Genomic DNA, 25,430 nt, shown 5'->3' on the forward strand with positions numbered 1-25,430 from the left:
GTGGATATCCGTCCGGCCCTTCTACCACGGCAGACCTATTTCCACTGATTGGAGCAGCCATGGGTGACCTGGTCATCGACAAGCTTTCGATGCGGTTCGACCTGCCCAAGGGCGGTTCGGTGCAAGCACTTGAAAATGTTTCGCTGGAACTTGCCAAGGGCGAGCTTCTGGCCGTGCTGGGGCCTTCGGGCTGCGGCAAGACCACACTTCTCAACATTGTTGCGGGATTCCTGGCGCCGACCGGCGGCACGGTCACGCTCAACGACAAGAAGGTGACCGGCCCCGGGGCCGAACGCGGCATGGTGTTTCAGCAGGGCGCCCTGTTTGAATGGATGAATGTCCGCAAAAACATTTCCTTCGGTCCCGACATGGCGGGCAAGCCGGAATCGGAAACCAGACCGGTGGTCGAAAACCTGTTGCGCACGGTCGGGCTGCAGGATTTCGGCGACAAGATGATCTATGAATTGTCCGGCGGCATGCAGCAGCGCGTGGCGCTGGCCCGCTGCCTTGCCAACGATCCCGATGTCATCCTGATGGATGAGCCGCTGGGTGCGCTGGACGCGCTGACGCGCGAGAAGATGCAGGGCCTGGTGCTCAAGCTCTGGAAGGAAACCGGCAAGACCATCATCCTGATCACGCATTCGGTCGAGGAAGCATTGCTGCTGGGCGAGCGGCTCTTGGTGATGGCGCCGCGGCCGGGCCGGATCCACAAGGAATACCGGCTGCCCTTCGCCGAAATGGGCGTCGGTCAGGATCTGCGCATGGTCAAGAAACAACCCGAATTCGCCGAACGCCGGGAGGAGATTCTCGGCATGATCTGGGACATGGAAGAGGAAATCATGGGCCGGCAGGAGGAGTCGGCATGATCGTCTTTCTTCTCTATGTAGCGATTTTCGCGGCGGCCTATATCGCCTACCGCTACTGGGAGCGCTCGCGCCAGCACCGGCACGACTTTGCCAGCCTGAAGACCGTGACCTTCGGCGACGAGAGCACGGTTGTCCCCAACCGTTTTGCCTCGGTGGTCTCCATTGTCGCCCTGTTTGCGATATGGGGCGCCTTCACCGGCTCGGTGATCACGCCGCTGCATGTGCCCGGCCCCTTTGTCGGCGACGCCAGTTTCACCTACACGGCGCGCAACACCGCCGGAGAAACCGATGACGCGGTGGTCCACATGCGGGTCTACAGGGTCGGCGACGAGGTGGCGCTTCCCGAAGTTTCCGGCTCCGAGGACGGCTTCGCCATCGATGACGCGGTCAAGATCGGGGCCTGGAGATCGGTTCTGAGCCGGCCCAATGAAAACGACATCGGCGGCAAGGAAGACGGCTACAGCCTGATTGCCATCGACGGACAGCCGATCGCGCCGGGCGAAACGGTGCGGTTTTCCGACGGCGAAGTGACCATGTCGTCCAAGGGCAGCCTGTCGATCAAGCCCGACAAGGGCTGGCAGATGGAGCCCATCTGGCTGCCCGCGCCCGAAGCGGTGGTGGCGCGGCTGGGCGAGATCGCCAGCGAGGGCTACAAGAATGTTTCGCTCTGGGGCCATCTCGGCGCGTCGCTGGGGCGGGTGATTGCCGGCTTCGTCATCGGCAGCATCATCGGCATTCCGCTGGGCTATGCCATGGGACTGTCCAACTGGTTCCGCGGCTGGTTCGATCCGATCGTCGAATTCATGCGGCCGGTGCCGCCGCTGGCGCTGATCCCGCTGATCATCATCTGGTTCGGCATCGGCGAGCAGGGCAAGGTCATCTTGCTGTTCCTCGCCGCCCTGTGGATCATGACCATTGCGGCGCGCGCCGGCGTGTCCGGGGTCGGCATCACCAAGGTGCACGCGGCCTATTCGCTGGGCGCGTCGAAATGGCAGATTCTCAGACATGTCATCGTGCCCAACTCGCTGCCGGAGATCTTCACCGGCGCCCGCGTGGCCATGGGTGTCTGCTGGGGCACGGTGGTTGCCGCCGAACTGGTTGCCGCCGACCGCGGCGCCGGCATGATGATCGTCAATGCCTCCAAGTTCCAGCTCACCGACATCGTCATTCTGGGCATCATCCTGATCGGCATCATCGGCTATGGCATCGATATCCTGATGCGCATGGCCGAGAAATGGCTGGTGCCCTGGAAGGGCCGCGCCTGATCGGAGATCAGCAACCGGCGATACAAAAAACCCGCCGCTCCTGACCGGGGCGGCGGGTTTGTCTTGAGATGGTGGCAGTTCCCGATCAGATATCGAGATTGGCAACCGACAGCGCGTTGTCCTGGATGAATTCGCGCCGTGGCTCGACCTCGTCGCCCATCAGGCGCGAGAACAGGCTGTCGGCGTCGACAGCGTCATTGACCCGAACCTGAAGCAGCGAGCGCGCATTCGGATCAAGCGTGGTTTCCCAGAGCTGCTCGGCATTCATCTCGCCAAGACCCTTGTAGCGCTGGAACGACAGGCCCTTGCGGCCCACGGCAAACACTGCCTGGAGCAGTTCGCGCGGTCCTGAAACCAGGGTGCCGCCTTCCTTGCGCCGCAGCGTCGGCGGCTTGGTGTAGACATCGCGCAGCTTGGCGTTCATCTGGTCGATCATCCGCGCGTCCTGGCTGCCGACCAGCCCGGCGTCGAGATGCACCGCTTCCTTGACGCTGCGCACCACCCGTTCAAACCGCAATCCGCCATTTTCCGTGGTGACGCCGGTCCAGCCGCGTTCCGATTCCTCGGATATCATGTCGAGCCGCCGTGCAACCTCGGCAACCATCTCTTCGGCAGAAGCCGCATCGGTGGTCCGCTCCGGGTTGAAGGCGCCGGCAATCGCCGCCTGCTCGACAACCGAATGGTCGTAGCGTGAATGCAGCCCGTCAAGCAGCGCCCGCATTCTCAGCGCATCGGTGATGGTGTCCTTGAGGTCGGCGCCGGTGCGCACTTCCCCTGTCGACAGTTCCAGCGAGGCTTCGTCGAGACCGGTCGTGACCAGGTATTCCTCCATGGCCTTTTCGTCCTTGAGATACTGGCCGGACTTGCCGCGCGTCACCTTGTAGAGCGGCGGCTGGGCAATATAGAGATGGCCGCGCTCGATCAGTTCCGGCATCTGCCGGAAGAAGAAGGTCAGCAGCAGGGTCCGGATATGGGCGCCGTCGACATCAGCATCGGTCATGATGATGATCTTGTGATAGCGCAGCTTGTCGGCGTTGAACTCGTCCTTGCCGATGCCCGTGCCCAGCGCCATGATCAGCGTGCCGATTTCCTGGCTCGACAGCATCTTGTCGAAGCGGGCCCGCTCGACATTGAGGATCTTGCCTCGCAGCGGCAGAATCGCCTGGTTCTCGCGCGAACGGCCCTGCTTGGCCGAGCCGCCGGCGGAATCGCCCTCCACCAGGAACAGTTCCGACTTGGCCGGGTCCTTCTCCGAGCAGTCGGCCAGCTTGCCGGGCAGCGAAGAAATGTCGAGCACGCCCTTGCGCCGGGTCAGTTCGCGCGCCTTGCGCGCCGCTTCGCGCGCCGCGGCGGCCTCGATCACCTTGCCGACGAGAACCTTGGATTCGGTCGGGTGTTCCTCGAGCCAGGCGCTCAGCGTCAGGTTGACCAGGTTTTCGACCGCCGGCCGGACTTCGGACGAGACCAGCTTGTCCTTGGTCTGCGACGAGAATTTCGGATCCGGAACCTTCACCGACAGCACCGCGGTCAGGCCCTCGCGGCAATCATCGCCGGTGAGCGAGACCTTTTCCTTCTTGGTCATGCCGGAACTGTCGGCATAGGAGACCATCTGTCGTGTCAGTGCGGCGCGGAAGCCGGCCATGTGGGTGCCGCCGTCGCGCTGCGGAATGTTGTTGGTGAAGCACAGCACGTTCTCGTGGTAGCTGTCGTTCCACCACATGGCGAGCTCGACGACGATGCCGTCCTTTTCGCCCAGCAGCGTCACCGGATCGACGACCAGCGGCTTCTTGGCGCGGTCGAGATAGCGCACATAGGCTTCCAGCCCGCCCTCATAGAACAGTTCCAGCTCCTTGACGTCGGAATGGCGCCGGTCGGCGAGCAGGATGCGCACGCCGGAATTGAGGAATGCCAGTTCGCGCAGGCGATGCTCCAGCGTGCCGAAGTCGAAATCGATCATCGTGAAGGTTTCGCTGCTCGGCATGAAGGTCACTTCGGTGCCGGTCTCGTCGCCGCAATCTCCGGTCACCACCAGCGGTGAATCGGCGACGCCGTGCGAGAAACGGATCTCGTGGATCTTGCCCTTGCGCCGCACCACCAGTTTCAACCAGACCGAAAGCGCGTTGACAACGGAGACGCCGACGCCGTGCAGACCGCCCGAGACCTTGTAGGAGTTCTGGTCGAACTTGCCGCCCGCATGCAGCTGCGTCATGATCACTTCAGCCGCCGAAATGCCTTCGCCGCTGTGGATATCTGTCGGAATGCCGCGGCCATTGTCGGTGACCGTCACCGATCCGTCCGGATTGAGCGTCACGGTGACGCGGTCGGCATGGCCTGCAAGCGCTTCGTCGATGGCGTTGTCGACGACTTCATAGACCATGTGATGCAGGCCGGATCCGTCATCGGTGTCACCGATATACATGCCCGGCCGTTTGCGTACAGCGTCCAGGCCCTTGAGAACCTTGATCGATTCGGCGCCGTATTCGGCCGCCACGGTCGGGCTTGTCTCAGGCGTATCGTTCATTATGCAAGTCTTTCAGTCCAGAGCGGCGGTGCCGGGCGGAAAAGGTGGAAGCTGCGGCAACGAATCACCGCGGATAGGAGCTTTCAGTATAGGCGGGCGGGTGATGAAAACCAAATCCGCGGCACCATGGAATTGTGGGTTTTGGAATGCATATATGGGGATGAACCTGCCGGATAGCAAAGTCGGCAGCCCTGCAGCCGCAATCGCGCCGCCGATGGCCGGGCCGCCTGACGGTTCGAAGCAGGCAATCGACCCCGGGCAGGACCCGCAAAGGAAGCCGAATGACCCAGACCGATACCCCTTTCGTCCCGCCGGCGCCGGTTCCCAGAACAACCCCGCCCTCCCGGTTCGAGATCATCCGCACGGTGATGCGCAATCCGCTCGAGCTGTGGGGCGAGCCGTCCTTCCGGCGCGAGTGGATGCAGGTCAAGTTCTTCAACGAGCGGACGCTGATCGTCAATCATCCGGGTCTGGTGCGGCATGTGCTGGTCGACAATGCCCAGAATTACAAGATGGCCACCATCCGCCAGCTGATCCTGCGTCCGATCCTGCGCGATGGCCTGCTGACCGCCGAAGGCGAGACCTGGCGGCGCTCGCGCAAGGCCATGGCACCGGTATTCACGCCGCGCCATGCCCGCGGCTTTGCCGAAAAGATGCTGGCGCAATCGCGCCTGTTCACCGATCGCTACGAAACGGCCGCCGCCCGCGGCGAAATCCGCGACATCGCCGTCGACATGACCGAGCTCACCTACGAGATCCTGTCGGCGACGCTGTTTTCGGGACAGGTGACAGGCACCGAGGCCGAATTCTCCGGCGACATCGAGCGGCTTTTGTCCTCCATGGGCAGGGTCGATCCGATGGACCTGCTCAAGGCGCCGTCCTGGGTGCCGCGCTTGAGGCGCCTGTTCGGCTATCGCATCCTCGCCAAGTTCCGCGGGATCGTGGAACAGACCATGGCGGCCCGGCAGCAGCTGATGCGCACGGACCCGGATTCCGTGCCGGAGGATTTCCTCACCCTGCTGATCCGGCTTCACGGCCCCGACGGCCTGACCATCGACGAGATCGAGGACAACATCATCACCTTCATCGGCGCCGGTCACGAGACCACGGCGCGGGCGCTGGGATGGACGCTCTATTGTCTGGCCAATTCGCCCGCCGATCGCGAGAAGGTTGAGGCCGAAATCGACGAGGTGCTGGCGCGCGAACCCGATCCGGTCAAATGGCTCGACGCGATGCCGTGGACGCGCGCCGCCTTCGAGGAGGCGATGCGGCTCTATCCGCCCGCACCCTCGATCAACCGCGCCGCGATCGAAGATGACCAGTGGGACAATGGCAAGGGCGAGACCGTGACCATCGAAGCCGGCACCACCGTGCTGGTGATGCCCTGGACCCTGCATCGCCACACCCTGCTGTGGGATCAGCCCGGCGCCTTCATTCCGTCGCGGTTCCTGCCCGAGAACCGCGGCAAGATTGACCGCTTCCAGTATCTGCCCTTCGGTGTCGGTCCGCGCATCTGCATCGGCGCCACCTTCGCGCTGCAGGAGGCGGTGATCGCGCTGGGCGTGCTGATGTCGGAATATCGCTTTGACTGCGTTGCCGAGACCAGGCCCTGGCCGGTGCAGAAACTCACCACCCAGCCCGAGGGCGGATTGCCGATGCGGGTGAGCCGCAGATAGGGCGGTGGCCGTGCTTCGGACCGCGTCATTGGCGCGATCGCGGCACCCGGTGACGTCGGAAGTGGTGGCGTCTCCGTGCAAACCGTCTTATGTGGTTGCAAGCTCTCATCAGGCGCGGAGTGATTGAACGGACTGCAGACAATGACCTCTCCCCTTTTCCTCGGCATCGACACCGGCGGCACCTACACCGACGCGGTGCTCTACAGCGAAACCGAAGGCGTGCTGGCTTCGGCCAAGGCGCTGACCACGCGTCACGATCTGGCCATCGGCGTGTCCGGCGCGGTGGAAACCGCGCTGTCGGAAATCGGCGGCGCCACGGCGCGGATCCGGCTGGTGTCGCTGTCGACAACGCTCGCCACCAATGCGCTGGTTGAAGGCCGGGGCGGCCGTGCCGGTCTGGTGATGATCGGGTTCGCCCCCGAAGACCTGCAGCGCGACGGTCTGGCCGAGGCGCTGGGCAGCGATCCGGTGATCCATCTGCCGGGCGGACACAATGTCCACGGCACCGAAACGCCACTCGATCTGGCGCCGCTGGAAGCCCGGATCGAAGAGCTGGGCCGGGAAGTCTCGGCTGTGGCCATCGCCGGCTATTTTGCCGTGCGCAATCCTGCCCATGAAATCGCCGTGCGCGACCTGGTGCGCCAGCGCACCTCGCTGCCGGTCACCTGCAGCCATGATCTGTCATCGCGGCTGGGCGGGCCGCGGAGGGCCTTGACCACATTGCTCAATGCGCGGCTGATCTCGATGGTGGCGCGCCTGATCGAGGCCACGAGCGGCTATCTGGCCACACGCGGCATTGCCGCACCCCTGATGGTGGTGCGCGGCGACGGCGCCCTGATTTCCGCCAGTGAGGCGCTGATGCGTCCGATCGAGACGATTCTGTCCGGTCCGGCGGCCAGCCTTGTCGGTGCCCGCCATCTCACCGGTCTCGACAATGCCGTCGTGTCCGATATTGGCGGTACCACCACCGATATCGCCGTGCTCGATGGCGGCTTGCCGCGGCTCGATACCGAGGGCGCCACGGTCGGACGCTACCGCACCATGGTCGAGGCGGTGGCGATGCACACATTCGGGCTTGGCGGCGATTCCGAGCTGCGGCTTGACGAGGGCAGCTATGCCGCGGGCCTGACCCTGGGGCCGCGCCGGCTGATGCCGTTGAGCCTGGCCGCGCATCTCTGGCCCAAACCGGTTCTCGCCGGTCTCGAACGCCAGGTGCAGGCGAGCTATTCCGGCCGCCATGACGGCCGCTTTGCGCTGCGCACCGGCCTGCCGGATGCGCTGGCTTCCGGTCTCACCGCGCAGGAGGCGGCGCTCTATTCCCGGATCACCATCGAGCCGCAACTGCTCGATGTGGTGCTGACCGGAACCTCGCAACGCGCCACGCTCGACCGGCTTGTCGGCCGCGGTCTGGTGCTGATCGCCGGCTTCACGCCGTCGGACGCCATGCATGTGCTGGGCCGCCAGAACCAGTGGAATGCCGAAGCCGCAAAGCTTGGCGCCGAAATCTTTGTCCGCCGCAAGGCAGGATCTGGGAAAAATGTGGCGGGAACGCCCTCTGAACTTGCCGAGATGGTCTCGGCGCGGCTGACCCGGCAGAGCGCGGAGGCGGTGCTGACCGCGCTGATGGCCGAGGATGGCGTTACCGGGCTTGAGTCCGCCAGATCCACCTTCATCGATCGCGCCCTGAGCCACACGCCGGGCTTTGTCCGCTTCGGCGTCACGCTGGACCGGCCGCTGGTGGCGCTCGGCGCATCGGCTCCGGTACATTACCCGGCCATCGCCGATATGCTCGGTGCCGAAAGCTTCGTGCCGGTCCATGCCGGCGTTGCCAATGCGGTGGGCGCCGTTGTCGGACAGGTGCGCGAAACCGTCACTGTCTTCGTCACCGAACCCGACGAGGGGCGCTACGCGGTCAATGGCGCCGGCCAGCATCAGCTGTTCAGGGACCGGGACGAAGCCTTTGCCCGGGCGCGGGAACTGGCGGCGACAGAGGCCCGTCTCGCCGCCATCCGCAGCGGCGCCGATCATCCGGTGGTCGAGCACAGCGAGGAGATCGACATGCCGCTTATCGAGGGACTGGAGAAGCTGATCGAGGCCCGCTTCATTGCCGCGGCTTCGGGGCGCCCGCGCATTACCGTGAGGTAAATCGCACCCATCGCCAGAATGTGTTTCGGCCTTTGGGACAATTGACAGGCAATCCCGTGTTCGGCAGGGTCCCGCCATATTTTGGCGAAACCGGTTCGCCTCGTCCCAATTTCGGGAGTTGAGCGGACAGGACATGATTGCGAGATTGGTGTTGGCGGCAGACCGGACCGGTTTGCAGCGCGGCATTGCGCAGCGACGAAAACAGAGTGTCCAGGTGATTCGAGGAGAAGCCGGGGCACACCACAAGCGGAGATCCAGTGTGAAGAGAATCGACAAGAATGGCCTGAAGATCAGTGCCGACCTGCATGAGTTCATCGTCAATGAGGCCTTGCCGGGAACCGGTGTCGACGCCGACGGCTTTTTCGAGGCCTTCGCTGCAACGATCAGGGATCTGGCGCTGAAAAACCGGGCGCTGCTCGCCACACGCGACGCCATGCAGGACAAGATCGATGCCTGGCACCGCGCCAATGGCGCGCCGGTGGACATGGACGCCTACCGGGACTTCCTGACATCGATCGGCTATCTGCTGCCTGAAGGCGGCCCGGTCCAGGTCTCGACCGACAATGTCGATCCCGAGATCGCCCTGATCGCCGGCCCGCAGCTGGTGGTTCCGGTGATGAATGCGCGGTTTGCGCTCAATGCCGCCAATGCCCGCTGGGGGTCGCTCTATGATGCGCTCTACGGCACCGACGCGCTGGGCGATCTTCCCCAGCCCGGCGGCTATGACGAAGCGCGGGGCGCCCGGGTGATCGCCTGGGCAAAGGCGTTCATGGATGACAGCGTTCCGCTGGCAGGCGCCAAATGGGCCGATGTCACCGGGTTCGATTTCGAGAATGGCGAACTGAAAATCAGCACCGGCGGCGGCGAGACCACGCTGGCCGATCCGGCGCAATATACCGGCTTTCAACGCGAAAACGATCATGCCTACCGGCTCTATTTCGCGAAGAACGGTCTGCACGCGGTTGTCTCCGTCGATTCCGGCAGCATCATCGGCAAGACCGACAAGGCCAATATTTCCGACGTGATCCTCGAATCCGCCGTCACCGCCATCATGGACTGCGAGGATTCCATCGCTGCCGTCGACGCCGAGGACAAGACGCTGGTCTACCGCAACTGGCTTGGCCTGATGCGTGGTGATCTGGCCGAGGAAGTGCACAAGGGCGGCAAGAGCTTCACCCGCAGGCTCAATGACGACATCAGCTTCTCCGCACCTGACGGCAAGCCGGCCACGCTCAAGGGCCGCTCGCTGATGCTGGTCCGCAATGTCGGTCACCTGATGACCAATCCGGCGATTCTCGATCATGACGGCAACGAGATCCCGGAAGGCATCATGGATGCGTTCGTCACCGGTCTCATCGCGCTGCATGATATCGGCCCCGATGGCCGCCGCGCCAATTCGGCCACCGGCTCGATGTATGTGGTCAAGCCGAAGATGCACGGCCCCGAGGAAGTGGCCTTCGCGGTCGAGATCTTCTCCCGTGTCGAAGCCGCCATCGGCATGGCGCCCAACACCATCAAGATGGGCATTATGGACGAGGAGCGCCGCACCACCATCAATCTCAAGGAATGCATTCGCGCTGCCGGGGAACGCGTCGTCTTCATCAACACCGGTTTCCTCGACCGCACCGGCGACGAGATTCACACCTCGATGGAAGCCGGACCGATGATCCGCAAGGGCGACATGAAGCAGGCGGCCTGGATTGCGGCCTATGAAAACTGGAATGTCGACATCGGGCTTGAATGCGGTCTCGCCGGCCATGCCCAGATCGGCAAGGGCATGTGGGCCATGCCCGACCTGATGGCGGCGATGCTGGAGCAGAAGATCGGCCACCCCAAATCGGGCGCCAATTGTGCCTGGGTGCCGTCGCCCACCGCCGCGACGCTGCACGCCACCCATTATCACAAGGTCAATGTCGCCGAGGTCCAGGCCAGTCTGCGCAATCGCGAGCGCGCCAGCCTCAACGATATCCTCTCCGTTCCGGTGGCGCGCAATCCCAACTGGACGCCGGAAGAGATCCAGCGCGAGATCGACAACAATGCCCAGGGCATATTGGGATATGTCGTGCGCTGGGTCGACCAGGGCGTCGGCTGCTCCAAGGTTCCCGACATCAACAATGTCGGACTGATGGAAGACCGCGCCACGCTGCGGATTTCGGCCCAGCACATGGCCAACTGGCTGCACCATGGCGTCGTCACCCGCGAGCAGATCATCGAGACCATGAAACGCATGGCCGAAGTCGTTGATGGCCAGAATGCCGGCGATCCGGCCTATCGCCCGATGGCGGCCGATTTTGACAAGTCGATCGCATTCCAGGCGGCAGTAGAACTGGTGCTCGAAGGCCGTGCCCAGCCCAATGGTTATACCGAGCCGGTGCTGCATCGCCGCCGTCTCGAACTCAAGGCTGCCGGCGGCTGAGCAACAGCGACCGGCTGAGACAAGAAAGCCCGCCGGAACTGAGTTCCGGCGGGCTTTTTCAATGGCGGCAGAGGCGTAAAACCTATTGCTTGACGATGACCCGGGTGCTCTTGCCCGGACGAACGCGCTCGTAAAGGTCGATGATGTCCTGGTTCATCAGGCGGATGCAGCCCGAGGAGGCGGCGGTGCCGATCGAGGCCCATTCCGGCGTGCCATGCAGGCGGAACAGCGTGTCTTCGCCCTTCTGATTGAACAGGTACAGCGCGCGCGCGCCGAGCGGGTTTGCCAGGCCGGGCTTCATGCCGTCCTTGCCGTATTTGGCCAGCTCGGGCTTGCGGGTGATCATTTCCTTGGGCGGTGTCCAGGTCGGCCATTCCTGTTTCCAGGCGATATAGGCCTCGCCTTCCCAAGCAAATCCGGCCTTGCCGACGCCGATGCCGTAACGCACGGCTTTCTTGCCCGGAAGCACCAGATAGAGAAAGCGGTTGGGTGTGTCGACAATGATGGTGCCCGGCTTTTCCTTGGTGCCATAGCTGACGATCTGCCGGTGGAACTGCTTGTCGATCTTGCTGATCGGCACCGCCGGGATCGAATAGCCGGCGTCACTCACCGTGCCGTATTCGGAAGTGAAAATCTGGGTGGTGGAGCCACCGCCCGAACTGGACGAACAGCCTGCAAGCGCGAGCGCCGCGATCAGGCCCGCGATGGTAAGTGAAAAACGAGGTATCATTATATGATCTTCCGAGAGCAAGGCGTTGGGCGCCAGTTTTAGAATCACGCGCAACTTGGCACCGGTTATTTTAAACAAATCTTAATCACGCAACTCTCTTCGAAGAAAAGCCGGGACAGGATACTCGCTTTGTCTCGGGTCATTGTTTTTCTGCAACAAGAAGGGCGCTGACATTGCGACGCCAGGCAAACTGGGGCATTTATGCCCCATGCCCATTATCTCTCCCCATTCCGACAATCCGCTTGTCGACGGCCGCCAGTCCGACCGTGCGATGATGGTCCGCCGCGGGGTCCAGCGGCTGTTTTCCGATCTGCGGCTGTCGATGGTGCCCGAATTGTCGCTGGCCTCGGGGCGGCGCGCCGACCTGGTGGCGTTGAACCCGGCCGGCGAGATCTGGATCGTCGAGATCAAGTCTTCGATTGAAGATTTCCGGTGCGACAGCAAATGGCCCGACTACCGGTCCCATTGCGACCGGCTGTTTTTTGCCACCCATGCAGGCGTGCCGACCGAGATTTTCCCGCAGGAATGCGGCCTGATCATCGCGGACACATGGTCGGGTCACATGGTGAGGGAGGCGCCGGAACACCGGCTTGCCGCGACCACGCGCAAGGCGATGCTGCTGAGATTTGCCCGCGCCGCCGCCGATCGGCTGCTTCTGGCCGAACTCGCCGCCGGCTGAAATCGCTTCGCTCAGCGCGGCGCGCGCTTGGCAAGGATCCGCTGCAATGTCCGCCGGTGCATGTTGAGCCGCCGCGCGGTTTCCGAGACATTGCGCTCGCACATTTCATAGACCCGCTGGATATGCTCCCAACGGACCCGGTCGGCCGACATCGGGTTTTCCGGAAGCTCGGCCCGTTCACCCGGCTTGCGGGTCAGCGCGGCAAACACCTCGTCGGCGTCAGCAGGCTTGGCCAGATAGTCGATCGCGCCCAGTTTCACGGCGGTCACCGCCGTGGCGATGTTGCCATAGCCGGTCAGCACGATGATCCTCGTGTCATCGCGGCGTTCCCGGATCGCCCCGATCACGTCGAGCCCGTTGCCGTCCTGTAGCCGCATGTCGACCACGGCATATTTCGGTGGGTTGCGCCGCGCCTTGGCCAGGCCCTCGGCAACGCTTTCGGCAATGTCGACCACAAAGCCGCGGGCTTCCATGGCGCGGGCCAGCCGGCGAAGGAAGGGCGCGTCGTCATCGACCAGCAACAGCGTCGCGTCTGGTCCAATGGGCTGGGTTTCGGTCGAATTGGCAGTTTCGTCGGTCATGATTCACCTTATCGGTGTGCGCAGGATACAGTCTGTATCTCCGATTTAATGCGGTTTTGCAATTTATCCAGTTCCGGCACGGATTCAGTGAGTTTCACTGGTCCCGAACAGGTCCATTTTCTCTCGCGGCCAGCTGATCTGGACATGCGCGCCGGTAGCAGGCGGGGTCCGGTTGGAGAATTTCAACTGGGCGCCGGAGCGCTCGAGCAGGGTCTTGGCGATGAACAATCCCAGCCCCAGCCCGCCGGCCTTTTCCCGGTCAAGCCGGTTGCGCCGGTTCATGAACGGCACGCCGATCTGGGTCAGCACGTCGGGTGCAAAGCCGGGCCCGTCATCATCGATGCTGATTTCCACCCGGTCCTTGCCGTGCGACACCGTCACCGTTACCTCGGAATCGGCAAAATCGACGGCATTCTCGATCAGGTTGCCCAGTCCGAACAGGATGCCCGGATTGCGCCGGCCCACCGGTTCGCGCGAGCCGGTCTCGCCGCGCACCACGTGGATGGCGATGCCGAATTCCCGGTGCGGCGCGATCACCTCCTCAATCAGCGAGTCCAGTGGCAGCCGCACCATATGGGCCTCGTCTTCCGCCGACAGCGTCGACAGGCGCCGCAGGATGTCGCGGCAGCGCTCGCTCTGGCTGCGCAGCAGCATCAGGTCATCGGTAAACCGCGGGTCATCCGCCAGCGCCTTTTCCATTTCGCGCGCCACCACCTGGATGGTTGCCAGCGGCGTGCCGAGTTCGTGTGCGGCCGCCGCAGCCAGGCCATCGAGCGCCGAAATGTGATGTTCGCGCTGCAACACCAGCTCGGTCGCAGCCAGCGCATCGGCCAGCTGATTGGCCTCGGCCGAGACCTGGAACGAATAGAAGGCCGCAAACGCCGTGGTCGACACGATGGCGATCCACGCCCCGCCGATCAGCAGCACCGGAAATTCGAAATCGCTTCCCGGATACCAGGGCAGCGGCAGCGAATAAAACGCCAGAACGGTGACGCTGGTCACCGACAGCGCGCCAAGGCTCAGGGTATGGCGCACCGGCTGCGATGCCGAGGAAATGATCACCGGAACGCACAGCAGCACCGAAAACGGATTGGCCAGACCTCCGGTCAGGAACAAAAGCCCGGAGAGTTGCAGAACGTCGATCGACAGCACCGCCGTGGCCTCCAGCGGCGGCAGCCGGTGCGCTGCTGGAAAACGCACGGACAGGAAGATGTTGAGCCAGGCCGAGCAGGCAATCAGCGCAAAGCACATCAGCTCCGGAAGCTCAAAGCCATAGCCATGGGCGACGACCAGCACCGTGAAGCTTTGCCCCGCCACCGCCAGCCAGCGCAGCCGTGTCAGCGTCTGCAGCCGCAGCCGGTGCCGGATCGAATGATCATCATGCAAGGACGGGGTCATGGTCATGGGGTCAGGTCTAGCGCATCGGGGTTCAAGGTCACAAACTGTTTTCAGCTGACGGATCTGCCGCGCACTAGCTTCCGCGCGGCTTGACCCGCCGTGTCGGGTCGGCTTCGGACGGATCTTCCGGCCAGGGGTGGCGCGGATAGCGGCCGCGCATGTCGGCCCGCACATCGGCCCAGGAGCCGCGCCAGAACCCAGGCAGGTCCCGGGTGGTCTGGATCGGCCGCTGCGCCGGCGACAAAAGCTCCAGCGTCAGCGGCAGTCGGCCGCCGGCAATGCAGGGGTGACGGGTTTCGCCAAACAGCTCCTGCACCCGGATGGCCACCGTCGGCCCCTCCTCCTCATAGCGGATTGGCAGCCTTGAGCCGGTCGGCGCCTGGTAATGCGTGGGGGCCAAACGCCCGATCTCGCTCCGGGCGCCGGGCCCGCACAGCGACAACAGGCCTTCATTGAGCCCCTCCCGGTCAAGCGCCTTGAGCGACGTGATGCCCGGTTGAAACGGCGCAAACCAGATCTCGAGACTGTCGAGCAAGGCCTGGTCCGACACATCCGGCCAGGGCGCGCCCAGGCTGGTGTTGAGAAAGGCGATGCGGTCGCGCAATTGCAGACCGGCCGGTGAAAACGGCAGCGCCTTGATCCCGATCTTGCGGATCGCCGCGCAAAGCGCCGTCATCGCCGCCGCGGCGTCGGGTTTGGGCAATGGCGCTTCCGACAGGGTGATGGCGCCCAGCCGGCTGATCCGCCGCGCCCGCACGGCGCCCGACTGCGCGTCGAAGACACATTCCTCGCTCTGGACTGTGCGGCTTGCCAGAACCTCGTCAAGCGCCTCGCCGGACAATTCCGCGGCGGCGAGGATCCGGGCGGCTTGCGCCTTGCCGCTGAGATCGGCGATCACCACGAATTCGGCGCCGGCCAGCCGGTCGGTTTCGTCGATGGTGGCGCCACGACCATTGGCCAGCACGAAGCGGCCTCTACCGCCGCGCTGCCGGGCGATCCGGTCGGGGAAGGCGTGCACGAGCAGCGCCGCCGCCGGTATCTGGCCCGTTCTTGTGTCCTTTTTCGCGCCCCCGGAAAGTCTGGCTGCCAGCGCCCGCGCCGCCGTGGCTCTTTGTCCGCGATCCGAGCGGAACCGGGACATCCGGGCGTCCAGATCGGCATCCTGCCCGCCCAGCCCCTGTTCGGTGAGCAGCACCGCCAGTTCGGCGGCGGCAAATCCGTGCCCGTCCTGTTGCCCCGCAACCACCATCGAGGCCAGCCGAGGCGGCAGCGCCAACGACCGCATGCGCTTGCCCCGCCCGGTCAGTCCGCCATCCGCATCGATGGCGCCAAGTCCCTGCAGCAGCCCCCGCGCTTCCTCGATCGCCAGAGCCGGCGGCGGATCGATAAAGCGCAATTCCCGCGGATCCTTGACGCCCCAGGCCAGGCAATCGAGCACCATGGCGGACAGGTCGCTCGCCAGGATCTGCGGGGTGGAAAAGGCCGGCAGCGCCCCGGTCTGTGCCTCGCGCCACAGCCGCACCGCGATGCCCGGCGCGGTACGTCCGGCACGGCCGGCGCGCTGGTCGGCAGAAGCCTGCGACGCGCGGATGGTTTCAAGCCGGGTGATGCCGGTGGAGGGTTCATAGACCGGCTGCCGCACCAGCCCGCTGTCGATGACGATGCGCACCCCATCAATGGTGATCGAGCTTTCCGCCACCGGCGTGGCCAGCACCACCTTGCGTCGTCCTTCAGCTGGCGGCTTGATTGCCGCGTCCTGCTCCTGTGAACTCAGCCCGCCATAAAGTGGTTGCACATCGGTGAGCGGTCCGAGCCGGTCTTCAAGCCGTGAGGCCACCTGCCGGATTTCGCCCTGGCCGGGCAGAAACGCCAGGATCGATCCGGTCTCGGAACGATGGATCGCCTCAATGGCGCTTGTCATGCTGATCTCGACGCGCTCGCCCGGTGTCCGGTCTTGGTAGCGGGTCTCGACCGGAAAACTCCGGCCGAGGCTCTCGATCACCGGGCAATCATCCAGCAGCGATGCCACGCGGGCGGTGTCCAGCGTCGCCGACATCACCAGAATGCGCAAATCCTCGCGCAGGCCCGACTGGATGTCGAGCGCCAGCGCCAGACCGAAATCGGCCTCAAGCGCGCGTTCGTGAAATTCATCGAAGATCACGCAATCAACGCCCTCGAGGTCGGGCGACGACAGCGCCATGCGGGTGAACACGCCTTCGGTCACCACCTCGATGCGGGTCCTGGCCGAGACCCCGGTGTCGAGCCGCATCCGGTAGCCGACGGTGCCGCCGACCTCTTCGCCCAGCATCGACGCCATTCGCCGCGCCGCAGCCCGCGCCGCCAGCCGCCGCGGCTCGATCAGGATGATCTTGCCGGTGAGCCAGGGCTCTTGTGCCAGCACCAGCGGCACCAGCGTGGTCTTGCCGGCACCCGGCGGCGCGGCAAGCACCGCGTTGGGGCCATCGGCAAGGGCTGTGCGCAAGGGCTTGAGCGCGTCTGAAACCGGCAGATCGGCAAAGCGGGCGGCAATGTCGCTCACGCCGGGTCGACCTTGTGCACCTGTCCGCCGGCGGCGCGGGCGTCGTCCTCGTCATGGGTGACAAGCACCACCGGCAGGCCGGCGCGGCGTGCCCGGTCAAACACCAGCTGCCGGGTCTGGTCGCGCAAATTGGCGTCGAGCTTGGAAAACGGCTCGTCCAGCAGCAGCAGCCGCGGCCGCGAGGCCAGCACCCGCTGCAGCGCGACACGGGCCTTTTGCCCGCCCGACAGCGTTTCGGGATCGCGATCACCGAAGTCCGAGAGGCCTGCATCGTCAAGGGCTGCCTCGGCAAGCGCCCGCCTTTGCTTGCGGCCATGAACGTCTTCGGGGATGGCAATGGCAATATTGTCGGCGACGCTGAGATGCGGAAACAGCAGCGGATCCTGGAACAGGATTCCCGCATGGCGCTTTTCAGCCTGAAGCCGGGTCAGGTCGATCCCGTCGACGATCACCCGGCCGCTGGCGGTGAACGCCGGATCGAGAAATCCGCCGAGATAGGCCAGAAGCGTCGATTTGCCCGATCCCGACGGCCCCATGACGGTCAGGGTTTCGCCGCGCCGGACATGGGCATCCAGTGCCACCAGCACGCGCTCGCCCAGGCAGATGTGCACGGCCTCAAGTCGTAGTCCCTGATTGTCGCTCATGCTGTCCAATCTCACACCCGCAAGCCTCGCCGGTTGCGGAATACCAAGCCGGGCAATCCCGTGGCAATGGCAAAAGCCAGAAACGGCAGCAGCGTCTGCATGAAGGCATAGACGCCGATGACGCGCCGATTGCCGCCGGCCGCCAGCGCCACAGCTTCGGTGGTCACCGTGGTCAGCCGCCCGGCGCCGATCAGCACGGTGGGCAGATATTGCCCGACCGAGACCGAAAACCCGACCGCGGCAGCGGTCAGGATGGCGCGTGTCAGCATCGGCATCCGGATACGGATCAGTGTCCGCGTCCGGCTCATGCCCAGCCCTGCGGCAATCAGGTCATGGCGGCGGTCATGCGCCCGCCACGGATCGCTCAATGACAAAAACACGTAAGGAAGCACGAACACCAGATGCGCCAGCACCAGCGCCGGAAAGCTGGCATCGACCCCGAGCCAGATCGACAGCACCTGCAGCCCGAACATGAATGAGATCTGTGGCACGATCAGTGGCAGATAAATCAGGAGCAGCGCCCCGCCGCCGCGCCCGCGTCCGGTCTCGTATTCGCGTTCAAGACACAGGATCGTCAGCACCAGCGCAATCAGCGTCGACAGCCCGGCTACAGCCAGGGTGGTTGCCAGCGGTCCGCTCATCCGCGGCAGCGCCTGCATCCAGCTTCGCAGGCTGAAATTCGCCGGCAGCGCGTCGGGGAACTGCCACAGGCCCGACACCGACCACAGCGCCAGCACGGCAATGCCGCCAAAGACGATGGCAGCCGACGCGATCATCACCATCCGCGCACCGGCGCGCACAATGCGGTCACGCTGCATCCGGTGACCGCAATTGCGGGCGCGGCCAACCATGGCGGCGCCGATCCGCTCCAGCCCGACCCAGGCCAGCAGCGCGGTCAGGGTGACGCCCAGTTGCAGGATCGCGCCGGCTGAGGCCAGAAACCGGGTCTCAAGATCGGGGTCGTTCATCCAGTCGATCAGCCGCACCGGTAGCGTCGCCGGCAGATGCGGCCCCAGGATCAAGGCGACATCGACCACTGAAGTGGCATAGGCAACCACCGCGAACACGGCGAGCCGAATCTGCCGGTAAAGCGGCGGCCACAGCAGGAAGACGAAGCTGGCAATCCGGCCGTAGCCGAGCGACCGTCCCAGCCGCATGGTCTCGACATGACGGGTCTGCGGCAGGGCCGCCAGTGTGACCAGAAACAGGAACGGGATTTCCTTGACGATCAGCCCGGCCATCATCGACAGCGCCAGCGGGTCATTGACGATCAGGACATCCGGCGGCTGGTCGTAGCCGGTGAGCCAGGGCGAGACCAGGCGCATCAGCATGCCCGACGGGGCAATCAGGAAGGCGAGGCCAAACGCCGCCGCCGCATGCGGCACCGACAGCAGCGGCGAGATCATCCGCCGCATCCGCGCAAATCCGCAGGTGCCGAGATCGCTGGCGACAAATCCTGCCACCGCGCCAAGCGACACCAGCGTGGTGACCAGCCCGATCAGGATCGACAGGACTGCGGAACGGGTGATGCCGGGCACTTCCGCCAGAGCCGAAAAATGCGCGGTGGTAAACTCCGTGCCGCCCAGTTCCGGCAGATAGCCCAGCGCCGGAAGCGCGGTTCCGGCCAGCCCGAAGGCCAGCGGCCCGAGCAGGATCAGCAATGTCAGGGGCGGCGCCAGTCGCGCCAGGCGCACGCCGCCCGTCATGTCACGCGTATCCGCTTGAGCTGGCCATGCGGATCAGTTGGCCGCGCCGTAGCGCCGGAGCCATTCGCCCTCGATATGCTCCATCCAGTCCGGATGCGGCTCATCCAGCGCCGGGCCCAGCTCGTCGGGCTTCAGCGTGGCGATGCCGAGGTCGAGCGCGTCGAAGGCGGCGCGGTCCTGGGCTGACAGCTTGTTCATCGACAGCACGGTCGGGTCGCCCCAGATCGCCGGGTCCTGCTTGCGGGCCTGTGCTTCCGGCGAGATCAGGAAATTGGCCAGCACCAGGGCGCCGGCCTTGGCCGCAGCATTGTAGGGGATGGCAACGAAATGGGTGTTGCCCAGCGTTCCTTTGTCATAGGTGAAGGAGCGCACGGTGTCCGGCAGTTCGCCCGCAGCGATCCCCGCCGAAGCCTCCGACGGATTGAAGGCGAAGATGATGTCGAGCTCGCCATCGGCCAGCTTCTGCTTCATGTCGGGATAGTTCTGCGGATAGGCCTTGCCGCTGCGCCACAGGCTGGGGTGCAGCTTGTCGAGATAGGCAAACAGCGGTACCGCATCTTCGGCAAAGCGCGCCTCGTTGACCGGTTTGCGAAGTTTCGACTTGTCCGTGATGGTTTCCAGCAGCACCTGCTTGAGGAATGACGAGCCGATGAAATCCGGTGGTTGCGGGTAGGAAAAGCGCCCGGGGTTTCGCTGGGCCCAGTCCAGCAGTTCCGCCGATGAGTTGGGCACGCTGTCGGCGGGTGTACGGGCAATGTCATGGAAGAACACCATCTTCGCCCCGCCCCAAGGGCTTTCGAGCCCGTCGGTCGCAATGGTGAAATCGGTCAGGATCGTCGGCTTGTTCTCGTGGTCGACATAGGCCCAGTTCGGCAGGCGGGTGGTCCAGTCCGGCGCCATCAGCAGGTTCTGACGTTTCATCGAGGCGAAATTCTCGCCATTGATCCAGATGAGGTCGACCGAGCCGCCCTCGTTCTTGCCGGCGGCCTTTTCGGCCAGCACCTTGGCCACCGCATTGGCGGTGTCATCGAGCTTGACGTGGACCACGTCGACGCCGAAGCGGTCCTTCAGCGTCGCACCGGCCCAGTCGATATAGCTGTTGATGTTTTCGGAGCCGCCCCAGGCGTTGAAATAGACGGTCTGGCCCCTGGCCTCTTCAAGCACCGCATCCCAGTCCCGCGGATCGGGGTCAGCGGCCTGCGCTGCGGGGGTCAATACCAGCGCCGCGGTCAGCGCACCGGCCAGCACGGAAAGGGACTTCAACATGGCATTTCTCCTCAGACGGCAAAATCATCCCCACACACCACAGCGCCGGGATGGCGTCAAATAAACGCCACCGCCCGCAGCGTCACATTTTGGTGACCCGCACGTGTAAAACGGGTCTGGAAACCCCGATGAGCCGTTGCTAATGCGCCTCGTCCCAGTTCAGCGCTGCGCGGGCATCGACCTTCAATGGTACTGCCATGTCGACGGCCGGCATGGCGGCGTTTTCCATCACGTCGACGATCAGCGGGATGATCTTTTCGGCCTCGGTCTCGGGCGCTTCGAAAATCAGTTCGTCATGCACCTGCAGCAGCATCCGGGCATTGGCGCCGGCCTTTTCCAGCGCCGGTTCCATCCGCACCATGGCGCGCCGGATGACGTCGGCGGCCGAGCCACTGGATCGGCGCATTGATGGCGGCGCGCTCGTTGAAGGCGCGCACCTGCGGGTTGGACGAGCGGATTTCCGGATAATGCGCGCGGCGGCCGAAGATGGTGGTCACGTAGCCATATTCCTTGGCCTCCGCCTTGGCGGCGTCCATATAGTCCTTGATGCCCGGGAACCGCTCGAAATATTTGCGGATGTAATCGCCGGCTTCTGACCGCGAGATGCTGAGCTGATTGGCCAGGCCGAAGGCCGAGATGCCATAGATGATGCCGAAATTGATCGCCTTGGCGCGGCGGCGCACTTCCGACGGCATGCCCTCGATCGGCACGCCGAACATTTCCGACGCGGTCATGGCGTGAATGTCGACGCCATCGGCAAAGGCCTGGGTCAGCTGCGGAATATTGGCGACATGGGCCAGCACCCTGAGTTCGATCTGGCTGTAGTCGGCCGAGATCAGCACATTGCCCGGCTCGGCAATAAACGCGGTGCGGATCTTGCGCCCTTCGGCAGTGCGCACCGGAATGTTCTGGATGTTGGGGTCCGACGAGGACAGCCGCCCGGTGGTGGTGGCAGCCATCGCAAAAGACGTGTGCACGCGTTGGGTTTCGGGGTTGATGAACCCCGGCAGTGCATCCGTATAGGTGGATTTGAGCTTGGTCAGCTGCCGCCAGTCGACAATCTTGCGCGGCAATTCATGGCCTGCGGCTGCCAGATCCTCGAGCGCCTGGGCGGAAGTCGACCATTGCCCGGTCTTGGTCTTCGACCCGCCCGGCAGGCTCATCTTGTCAAACAGGATTTCGCCGAGCTGTTTGGGCGAGCCGACATTGAAGTTTTCGCCGGCCAGTTCCTGGATCTCGGCTTCCAGCGCCGCTGCGCCCTGAGCCAGCTCACCCGACAGCCGCGACAGGATTTGCCGGTCGACGCGGATCCCGTGCCGTTCCATGCGCATCAGCACCGGCGCCAGCGGCCGTTCCAGCCGCTCATAGACCGTTGCCAGTCCATCGGAAACCAGCCGCGGTTTGAGCACATGCCACAGCCTGAGCGTCACATCGGCGTCCTCGGCCGCATAGGCCGTTGCCTTGTCGATCTGCACCTCGGCAAAGGGGACCGCGCTCTTGCCCGTACCGGCCACGTCCTTGTAGCTGATGGTCTTGTGGCCGAGCCAGCGTTCGGCCAGCGCATCCATGCCGTGGCCGCCACTGGCCGGCATCCAGCACATAGGACAGCAGCATCGTGTCATCGAAGCTTTCGATGGATATGCCGTGTTGCGCCAGCACCAGCATGTCGTATTTCAGGTTCTGCCCGATCTTGAGAACCGACGGGTCCTCGAGCAGCGTCTTGAGCTCATCGAGTGCGGCGCGCATCGGCATCTGTCCGGCCTGCGCCCCGCCGCCGCCGAGCAGATCGCCGATGCCGTTGGAGTGCGCCAGCGGCACGTAGCAGGCCTTCACCGTCAAGCCGCCGGCTTCCGGGGCGGTTTCGGGAATGGCCAGCGAGAATCCGACCAGCTCGGCCTGCATTGCATCCAGCGAGGTGGTTTCGGTGTCAAAGGCAATGAGACCGCGTTCGCGCGCCAGGGCGGACCAGAGCCTGAGCTGTTCGATATCGCGCAGGGTCTCGTAGGCTGTCGTATCGATCTTGCTCGAAACGGCCGCATCGGCGCGCCGCTTCGCCAGCGCCTGCGGTGTGTCATCGCCGTCAGCGGCAATGGAAATTCCGGCAGCCTGGCCCGGATCGAGGTCGGGACCGCGCATCTCGGCCGCGGCGCCGATGGCGACATCGGTCGCGTCGATGACGCTGGCGTCGGTCTCTGTGGCCTCGGCCACCCGCCGGGTCAGCGAGGTGAACTCCATGCCCTTGAGAAAGGCCACCAGCTTGGGTCCGTCAAGCGGATTGAGCACCAGTTCGTCGAGCTTCTCAATGACGTCGACATCATCGCGCAGCCGCACCAGCTCGCGCGAGATCCGCGCCTTTTCGGCATATTCAATGATGTTTTCGCGGCGCTTGTTCTGCTTGATCTCGCCGGCGCGTTCGAGCAGCGTGTCGAGATCGCCGAAGTCGGTGATCAGCTGTGCGGCGGTCTTTGGCCCGATGCCGGGGATGCCGGGAACATTGTCGACCGAATCGCCGGTCAGCGCCTGCAGATCGATCATCTTTTCCGGCGGGACGCCCCACTTGTCGATGACTTCCTGAACGCCGATCTGCCGGTCCTTCATCGAATCATACATCGACACCTGCGGCCCGACGAGCTGCATCAGATCCTTGTCCGAGGATATCACCGTGACATCGGCGCCGGTTTCGCGCGCCAGCCGCGCATAGGTGGCGATCAGGTCATCGGCCTCGAAGCCCTCCATCTCGATGCAGGGCAGGTCGAACGCCCGCGTCGCCTCGCGGATCACGGCAAATTGCGGCACCAGATCTTCCGGCGGGGCGGATCGATTGGCCTTGTATTCGGGATAAAGCTCGTTGCGGAAGGTTTTCGAGGAATAGTCGAAAATCACCGCGAAATGCGTCGGTGTGACCCCCACCGAGGTGTCGCGCGTTTCCGACATCAGCTTCCACAGCATGTTGCAGAAGCCGGCAACGGCGCCGACCGGCAAACCGTCGGATTTGCGCGTCAGCGGTGGCAAGGCGTGATAGGCCCGGAAAATATAGCCGGAGCCGTCGACGAGGAAGAGATGATCACCTTTTTTCATGCGGCAAGGATTAGCGCGGGGCTGCTTCAAGGTCCATGCGCTTTGCGCGCCATACGCCGGAAAATCCGATCGTCGCCATTTTGAAGCCACAGGAACACTGTCTCAGTGATGGCGACGGGACTTGCGAAGCGCCGCCGCGAGCCGCTGAAAATGGCCCGCCGATCACAAAATGGTTACCAAATTGTAATCTTTGGAAACAGTTTGTGTCCTTGAAAAGCCACATTCCGGGGGCCAGATCACTATCACCGGCAAACGAATAAGCCGCTGTCTGGAATTTCGGCTCGTCCCCCGCCGTCTCCAGACAAGGGCAGAGGACCCCCCGCCCCCTCAGTGGTCCTTGCCCGAAAAACGAGCCGTCATGACCTTCCCCCCGGTCATGGCGGCTTTTCTTTTGGCGGGCCCGGGCTGTAGTCTGGCTGCATCTGATTCCCCTCCGGAGCTTGCCATGACCGATCTCACCGCCGCCCTTTCTGCTGCCGACGCCAATCTCGATGACAGCCTCGAGCGGCTGTTTGGACTGCTGCGCATCCAGTCGATTTCAACCGACCCGGCTTTTGCGCCCGAGTGCCGCCGTGCCGGGCAATGGCTGGTTGATGAGCTGAGCTCCCTGGGTTTTGAAGCCAGCCTGCGTGACACCACCGGTCATCCCATGGTTGTCGCCCACCACGACGGCGCCACCCCGGATGCGCCGCATTACCTGTTTTACGGCCACTACGACGTGCAGCCGGTCGATCCGCTCAATCTCTGGGTCGACCCGCCGTTCGAGCCGGCGATCAAGGAGATCGCGCCCGGCCGCAAGGCGATCACCGGCCGCGGTTCCTCCGACGACAAGGGCCAGCTGATGACCTTTGTCGAGGCCTGCCGGGCCTGGAAGGCGGCAGCGGGCACCCTGCCATGCCGCATCACCATCCTGTTCGAGGGCGAGGAGGAATCCGGTTCGCCCTCGCTCAAGCCGTTTCTCAAGGCCAATGTCGAGGAACTGACCGCGGAATGCGCCCTGGTCTGCGACACCGGCATGTGGGACCCGGAGACACCGGCGATTGCGGTTGCGCTGCGGGGCCTGGTCGGCGAGGAGGTGACAATTCACGCCGCCGACCGCGATCTGCATTCCGGCCTGTTCGGCGGCGCTGCTGCCAATCCGCTGCATATCCTGTCAAAGATCCTTGCCGATCTGCATGACGAGACCGGCCGGGTGACGCTGGACGGCTTTTACGACGGCGTCGAGGAAACCCCGGCGCAGGTGCTGGCGAGCTGGGAAAGCCTGGGCCGGACGGCGGAGGATTTTCTCGGTGAGGTCGGCCTTTCCGTGCCCTCGGGCGAACAGGGCCGCTCGGTGCTGGAGCAGACCTGGGCGCGGCCCACGGCCGAGGTCAACGGTATGTGGGGCGGCTATACCGGCGAGGGCTTCAAGACCGTGATCGCGGCGCAGGCCTCGGCCAAGGTCTCCTTCCGGCTGGTCGGCACGCAGGATCCCGAAAAGGTGGCCGCAGCCTTCCGCGCCCATGTCGAAGCCCGCTTGCCGGCTGATTGCACGGTGAGCTATGCGCCGCATGGCGGCTCGCCGGCGATCCAGTTGCCGTTTGATTCGCCCGTCGTCACCAAAACCCGCAACGCGCTCACCGATGAATGGCCCAAGCCTGCAGTGATGATCGGCATGGGCGGCTCGATCCCCATCGTCGGCGATTTCCAGAACATTCTCGGCCTGCAATCGGTGCTGTGTGGCTTCGGACTGACCGACGACCGCATTCATTCGCCCAACGAGAAATACGACCTCAAGTCCTTCTCCAAGGGAATCCGCTCCTGGGTGCGCATCCTTGACGCCCTGTCGGTGCGCTGAAACCCGGCCTGTGCCGCAAGCGCGGGCTGCAAAGGGGTGGTTTCCTTAACCACCCCTTAAATCGTCGCATTTAGGGTGTTGTG

Annotated in this window: 15 protein-coding genes and 2 pseudogenes; 7 read left to right on the forward strand and 10 right to left on the reverse strand. The window is 64.2% G+C overall.

The window, feature by feature from the left end; all coding sequences use genetic code 11:
* Positions 1 to 59: 59 nt before the first annotated feature.
* Positions 60 to 866 (forward strand): taurine ABC transporter ATP-binding protein, encoded by an 807-nt coding sequence (locus tag OEG82_RS02285; protein ID WP_267610847.1) that lies wholly within the window; start codon positions 60 to 62, stop codon positions 864 to 866.
* On the forward strand, positions 863 to 2,131 hold the full coding sequence (locus OEG82_RS02290; RefSeq protein WP_267610849.1) for an ABC transporter permease: 1,269 nt from the start codon (positions 863 to 865) through the stop codon (positions 2,129 to 2,131). The genes OEG82_RS02285 and OEG82_RS02290 overlap by 4 nt, the downstream gene beginning before the upstream one ends.
* 85 nt (positions 2,132 to 2,216) lie before the next feature.
* Here the strand turns inward: OEG82_RS02290 and gyrB are convergent, their stop codons facing one another.
* Positions 2,217 to 4,652: a DNA topoisomerase (ATP-hydrolyzing) subunit B gene (gene gyrB, locus OEG82_RS02295; protein ID WP_267610850.1), complete on the reverse strand. Its 2,436-nt coding sequence runs from the start codon at positions 4,650 to 4,652 to the stop codon at positions 2,217 to 2,219.
* A gap of 281 nt (positions 4,653 to 4,933) precedes the next feature.
* On the opposite strand from gyrB, the gene OEG82_RS02300 reads away from it, so the two are divergent.
* The 3 genes from OEG82_RS02300 (at position 4,934) to OEG82_RS02310 (ending at position 10,889) form a co-directional block, all read left to right on the forward strand.
* Positions 4,934 to 6,328, forward strand: a complete 1,395-nt coding sequence (locus OEG82_RS02300; RefSeq protein ID WP_267610851.1) for a cytochrome P450 — start codon at positions 4,934 to 4,936, stop codon at positions 6,326 to 6,328.
* 141 nt (positions 6,329 to 6,469) lie between these two features.
* Positions 6,470 to 8,473 carry a hydantoinase/oxoprolinase family protein gene (locus tag OEG82_RS02305; protein WP_267610853.1) on the forward strand — a complete coding sequence of 668 codons (2,004 nt, stop codon included), beginning with the start codon at positions 6,470 to 6,472 and terminating at the stop codon, positions 8,471 to 8,473.
* A gap of 259 nt (positions 8,474 to 8,732) precedes the next feature.
* Positions 8,733 to 10,889: a malate synthase G gene (locus tag OEG82_RS02310; RefSeq protein ID WP_267610854.1), complete on the forward strand. Its 2,157-nt coding sequence runs from the start codon at positions 8,733 to 8,735 to the stop codon at positions 10,887 to 10,889.
* Between the two features lie 82 nt (positions 10,890 to 10,971).
* Here OEG82_RS02310 and OEG82_RS02315 read toward each other — a convergent pair whose 3' ends face one another.
* The gene (locus OEG82_RS02315) at positions 10,972 to 11,619 is read right to left on the reverse strand and encodes a L,D-transpeptidase (RefSeq protein ID WP_267610855.1); all 648 of its coding nucleotides are present in this window, start codon (positions 11,617 to 11,619) and stop codon (positions 10,972 to 10,974) included.
* A 208-nt stretch (positions 11,620 to 11,827) separates the two neighbouring features.
* Here OEG82_RS02315 and OEG82_RS02320 point away from each other — a divergent pair, with 208 nt between their 5' ends.
* Entirely contained in the window at positions 11,828 to 12,298 is a 471-nt protein-coding gene (locus tag OEG82_RS02320) for an MmcB family DNA repair protein (RefSeq protein ID WP_267610856.1), read from the forward strand.
* Positions 12,299 to 12,309: 11 nt separating this feature from the next.
* Here the strand turns inward: OEG82_RS02320 and OEG82_RS02325 are convergent, their stop codons facing one another.
* The 8 genes and pseudogenes from OEG82_RS02325 to OEG82_RS24280 form a co-directional block, all read right to left on the reverse strand.
* A complete protein-coding gene (locus OEG82_RS02325; protein ID WP_267610857.1) occupies positions 12,310 to 12,879 on the reverse strand; it encodes an ActR/PrrA/RegA family redox response regulator transcription factor in 570 nt (189 codons plus the stop codon).
* A gap of 84 nt (positions 12,880 to 12,963) precedes the next feature.
* Positions 12,964 to 14,283 carry an ActS/PrrB/RegB family redox-sensitive histidine kinase gene (locus tag OEG82_RS02330; RefSeq protein WP_267610858.1) on the reverse strand — a complete coding sequence of 440 codons (1,320 nt, stop codon included), beginning with the start codon at positions 14,281 to 14,283 and terminating at the stop codon, positions 12,964 to 12,966.
* 67 nt (positions 14,284 to 14,350) lie between these two features.
* Positions 14,351 to 16,816 carry an ATP-dependent helicase HrpB gene (gene hrpB, locus OEG82_RS02335; RefSeq protein WP_267610859.1) on the reverse strand — a complete coding sequence of 822 codons (2,466 nt, stop codon included), beginning with the start codon at positions 16,814 to 16,816 and terminating at the stop codon, positions 14,351 to 14,353.
* Positions 16,813 to 17,460, reverse strand: coding sequence for an ATP-binding cassette domain-containing protein (locus OEG82_RS02340; RefSeq protein WP_267610860.1), 648 nt, complete (start codon positions 17,458 to 17,460; stop codon positions 16,813 to 16,815). Before OEG82_RS02340 ends, hrpB begins: the two co-directional genes overlap by 4 nt.
* Before the next feature lie 11 nt (positions 17,461 to 17,471).
* Complete coding sequence (locus OEG82_RS02345) at positions 17,472 to 19,166, reverse strand: ABC transporter permease (protein ID WP_267610861.1); 1,695 nt, start codon at positions 19,164 to 19,166, stop codon at positions 17,472 to 17,474.
* A 33-nt stretch (positions 19,167 to 19,199) separates the two neighbouring features.
* Positions 19,200 to 20,432: an ABC transporter substrate-binding protein gene (locus tag OEG82_RS02350; protein ID WP_267610863.1), complete on the reverse strand. Its 1,233-nt coding sequence runs from the start codon at positions 20,430 to 20,432 to the stop codon at positions 19,200 to 19,202.
* Between the two features lie 139 nt (positions 20,433 to 20,571).
* Positions 20,572 to 22,502, reverse strand: a pseudogene (gene polA / locus OEG82_RS02355) (DNA polymerase I); the annotation flags it as partial.
* Positions 22,503 to 22,547: 45 nt separating this feature from the next.
* Positions 22,548 to 23,510 (reverse strand): annotated as a pseudogene (locus tag OEG82_RS24280) (5'-3' exonuclease); the annotation flags it as partial.
* A 445-nt stretch (positions 23,511 to 23,955) separates the two neighbouring features.
* Between OEG82_RS24280 and OEG82_RS02360 the strand changes: the two are divergent.
* Positions 23,956 to 25,347 (forward strand): M20/M25/M40 family metallo-hydrolase, encoded by a 1,392-nt coding sequence (locus OEG82_RS02360; protein ID WP_267610865.1) that lies wholly within the window; start codon positions 23,956 to 23,958, stop codon positions 25,345 to 25,347.
* Positions 25,348 to 25,430: the final 83 nt, after the last annotated feature.

This window comes from Hoeflea ulvae (assembly GCF_026619435.1).
Taxonomy (GTDB): Bacteria; Pseudomonadota; Alphaproteobacteria; order Rhizobiales; family Rhizobiaceae; genus Hoeflea; species Hoeflea ulvae.

Excerpts from the sequence above, each read along its gene's own strand:
- OEG82_RS02330 (WP_267610858.1), bottom strand. The coding sequence starts at position 14,283 with ATGACCATGACCCCGTCCTTGCATGATGATCATTCGATCCGGCACCGG.
- OEG82_RS02325 (WP_267610857.1), bottom strand. The coding sequence starts at position 12,879 with ATGACCGACGAAACTGCCAATTCGACCGAAACCCAGCCCATTGGACCA.
- OEG82_RS02350 (WP_267610863.1), bottom strand. The coding sequence starts at position 20,432 with ATGTTGAAGTCCCTTTCCGTGCTGGCCGGTGCGCTGACCGCGGCGCTG.
- OEG82_RS02285 (WP_267610847.1), top strand. The coding sequence starts at position 60 with ATGGGTGACCTGGTCATCGACAAGCTTTCGATGCGGTTCGACCTGCCC.
- OEG82_RS02340 (WP_267610860.1), bottom strand. The coding sequence starts at position 17,460 with ATGAGCGACAATCAGGGACTACGACTTGAGGCCGTGCACATCTGCCTG.
- OEG82_RS02320 (WP_267610856.1), top strand. The coding sequence starts at position 11,828 with ATGCCCATTATCTCTCCCCATTCCGACAATCCGCTTGTCGACGGCCGC.
- OEG82_RS02360 (WP_267610865.1), top strand. The coding sequence starts at position 23,956 with ATGACCGATCTCACCGCCGCCCTTTCTGCTGCCGACGCCAATCTCGAT.
- OEG82_RS02290 (WP_267610849.1), top strand. The coding sequence starts at position 863 with ATGATCGTCTTTCTTCTCTATGTAGCGATTTTCGCGGCGGCCTATATC.
- OEG82_RS02345 (WP_267610861.1), bottom strand. The coding sequence starts at position 19,166 with ATGACGGGCGGCGTGCGCCTGGCGCGACTGGCGCCGCCCCTGACATTG.
- OEG82_RS02315 (WP_267610855.1), bottom strand. The coding sequence starts at position 11,619 with ATGATACCTCGTTTTTCACTTACCATCGCGGGCCTGATCGCGGCGCTC.
- OEG82_RS02305 (WP_267610853.1), top strand. The coding sequence starts at position 6,470 with ATGACCTCTCCCCTTTTCCTCGGCATCGACACCGGCGGCACCTACACC.
- gyrB (WP_267610850.1), bottom strand. The coding sequence starts at position 4,652 with ATGAACGATACGCCTGAGACAAGCCCGACCGTGGCGGCCGAATACGGC.
- OEG82_RS02300 (WP_267610851.1), top strand. The coding sequence starts at position 4,934 with ATGACCCAGACCGATACCCCTTTCGTCCCGCCGGCGCCGGTTCCCAGA.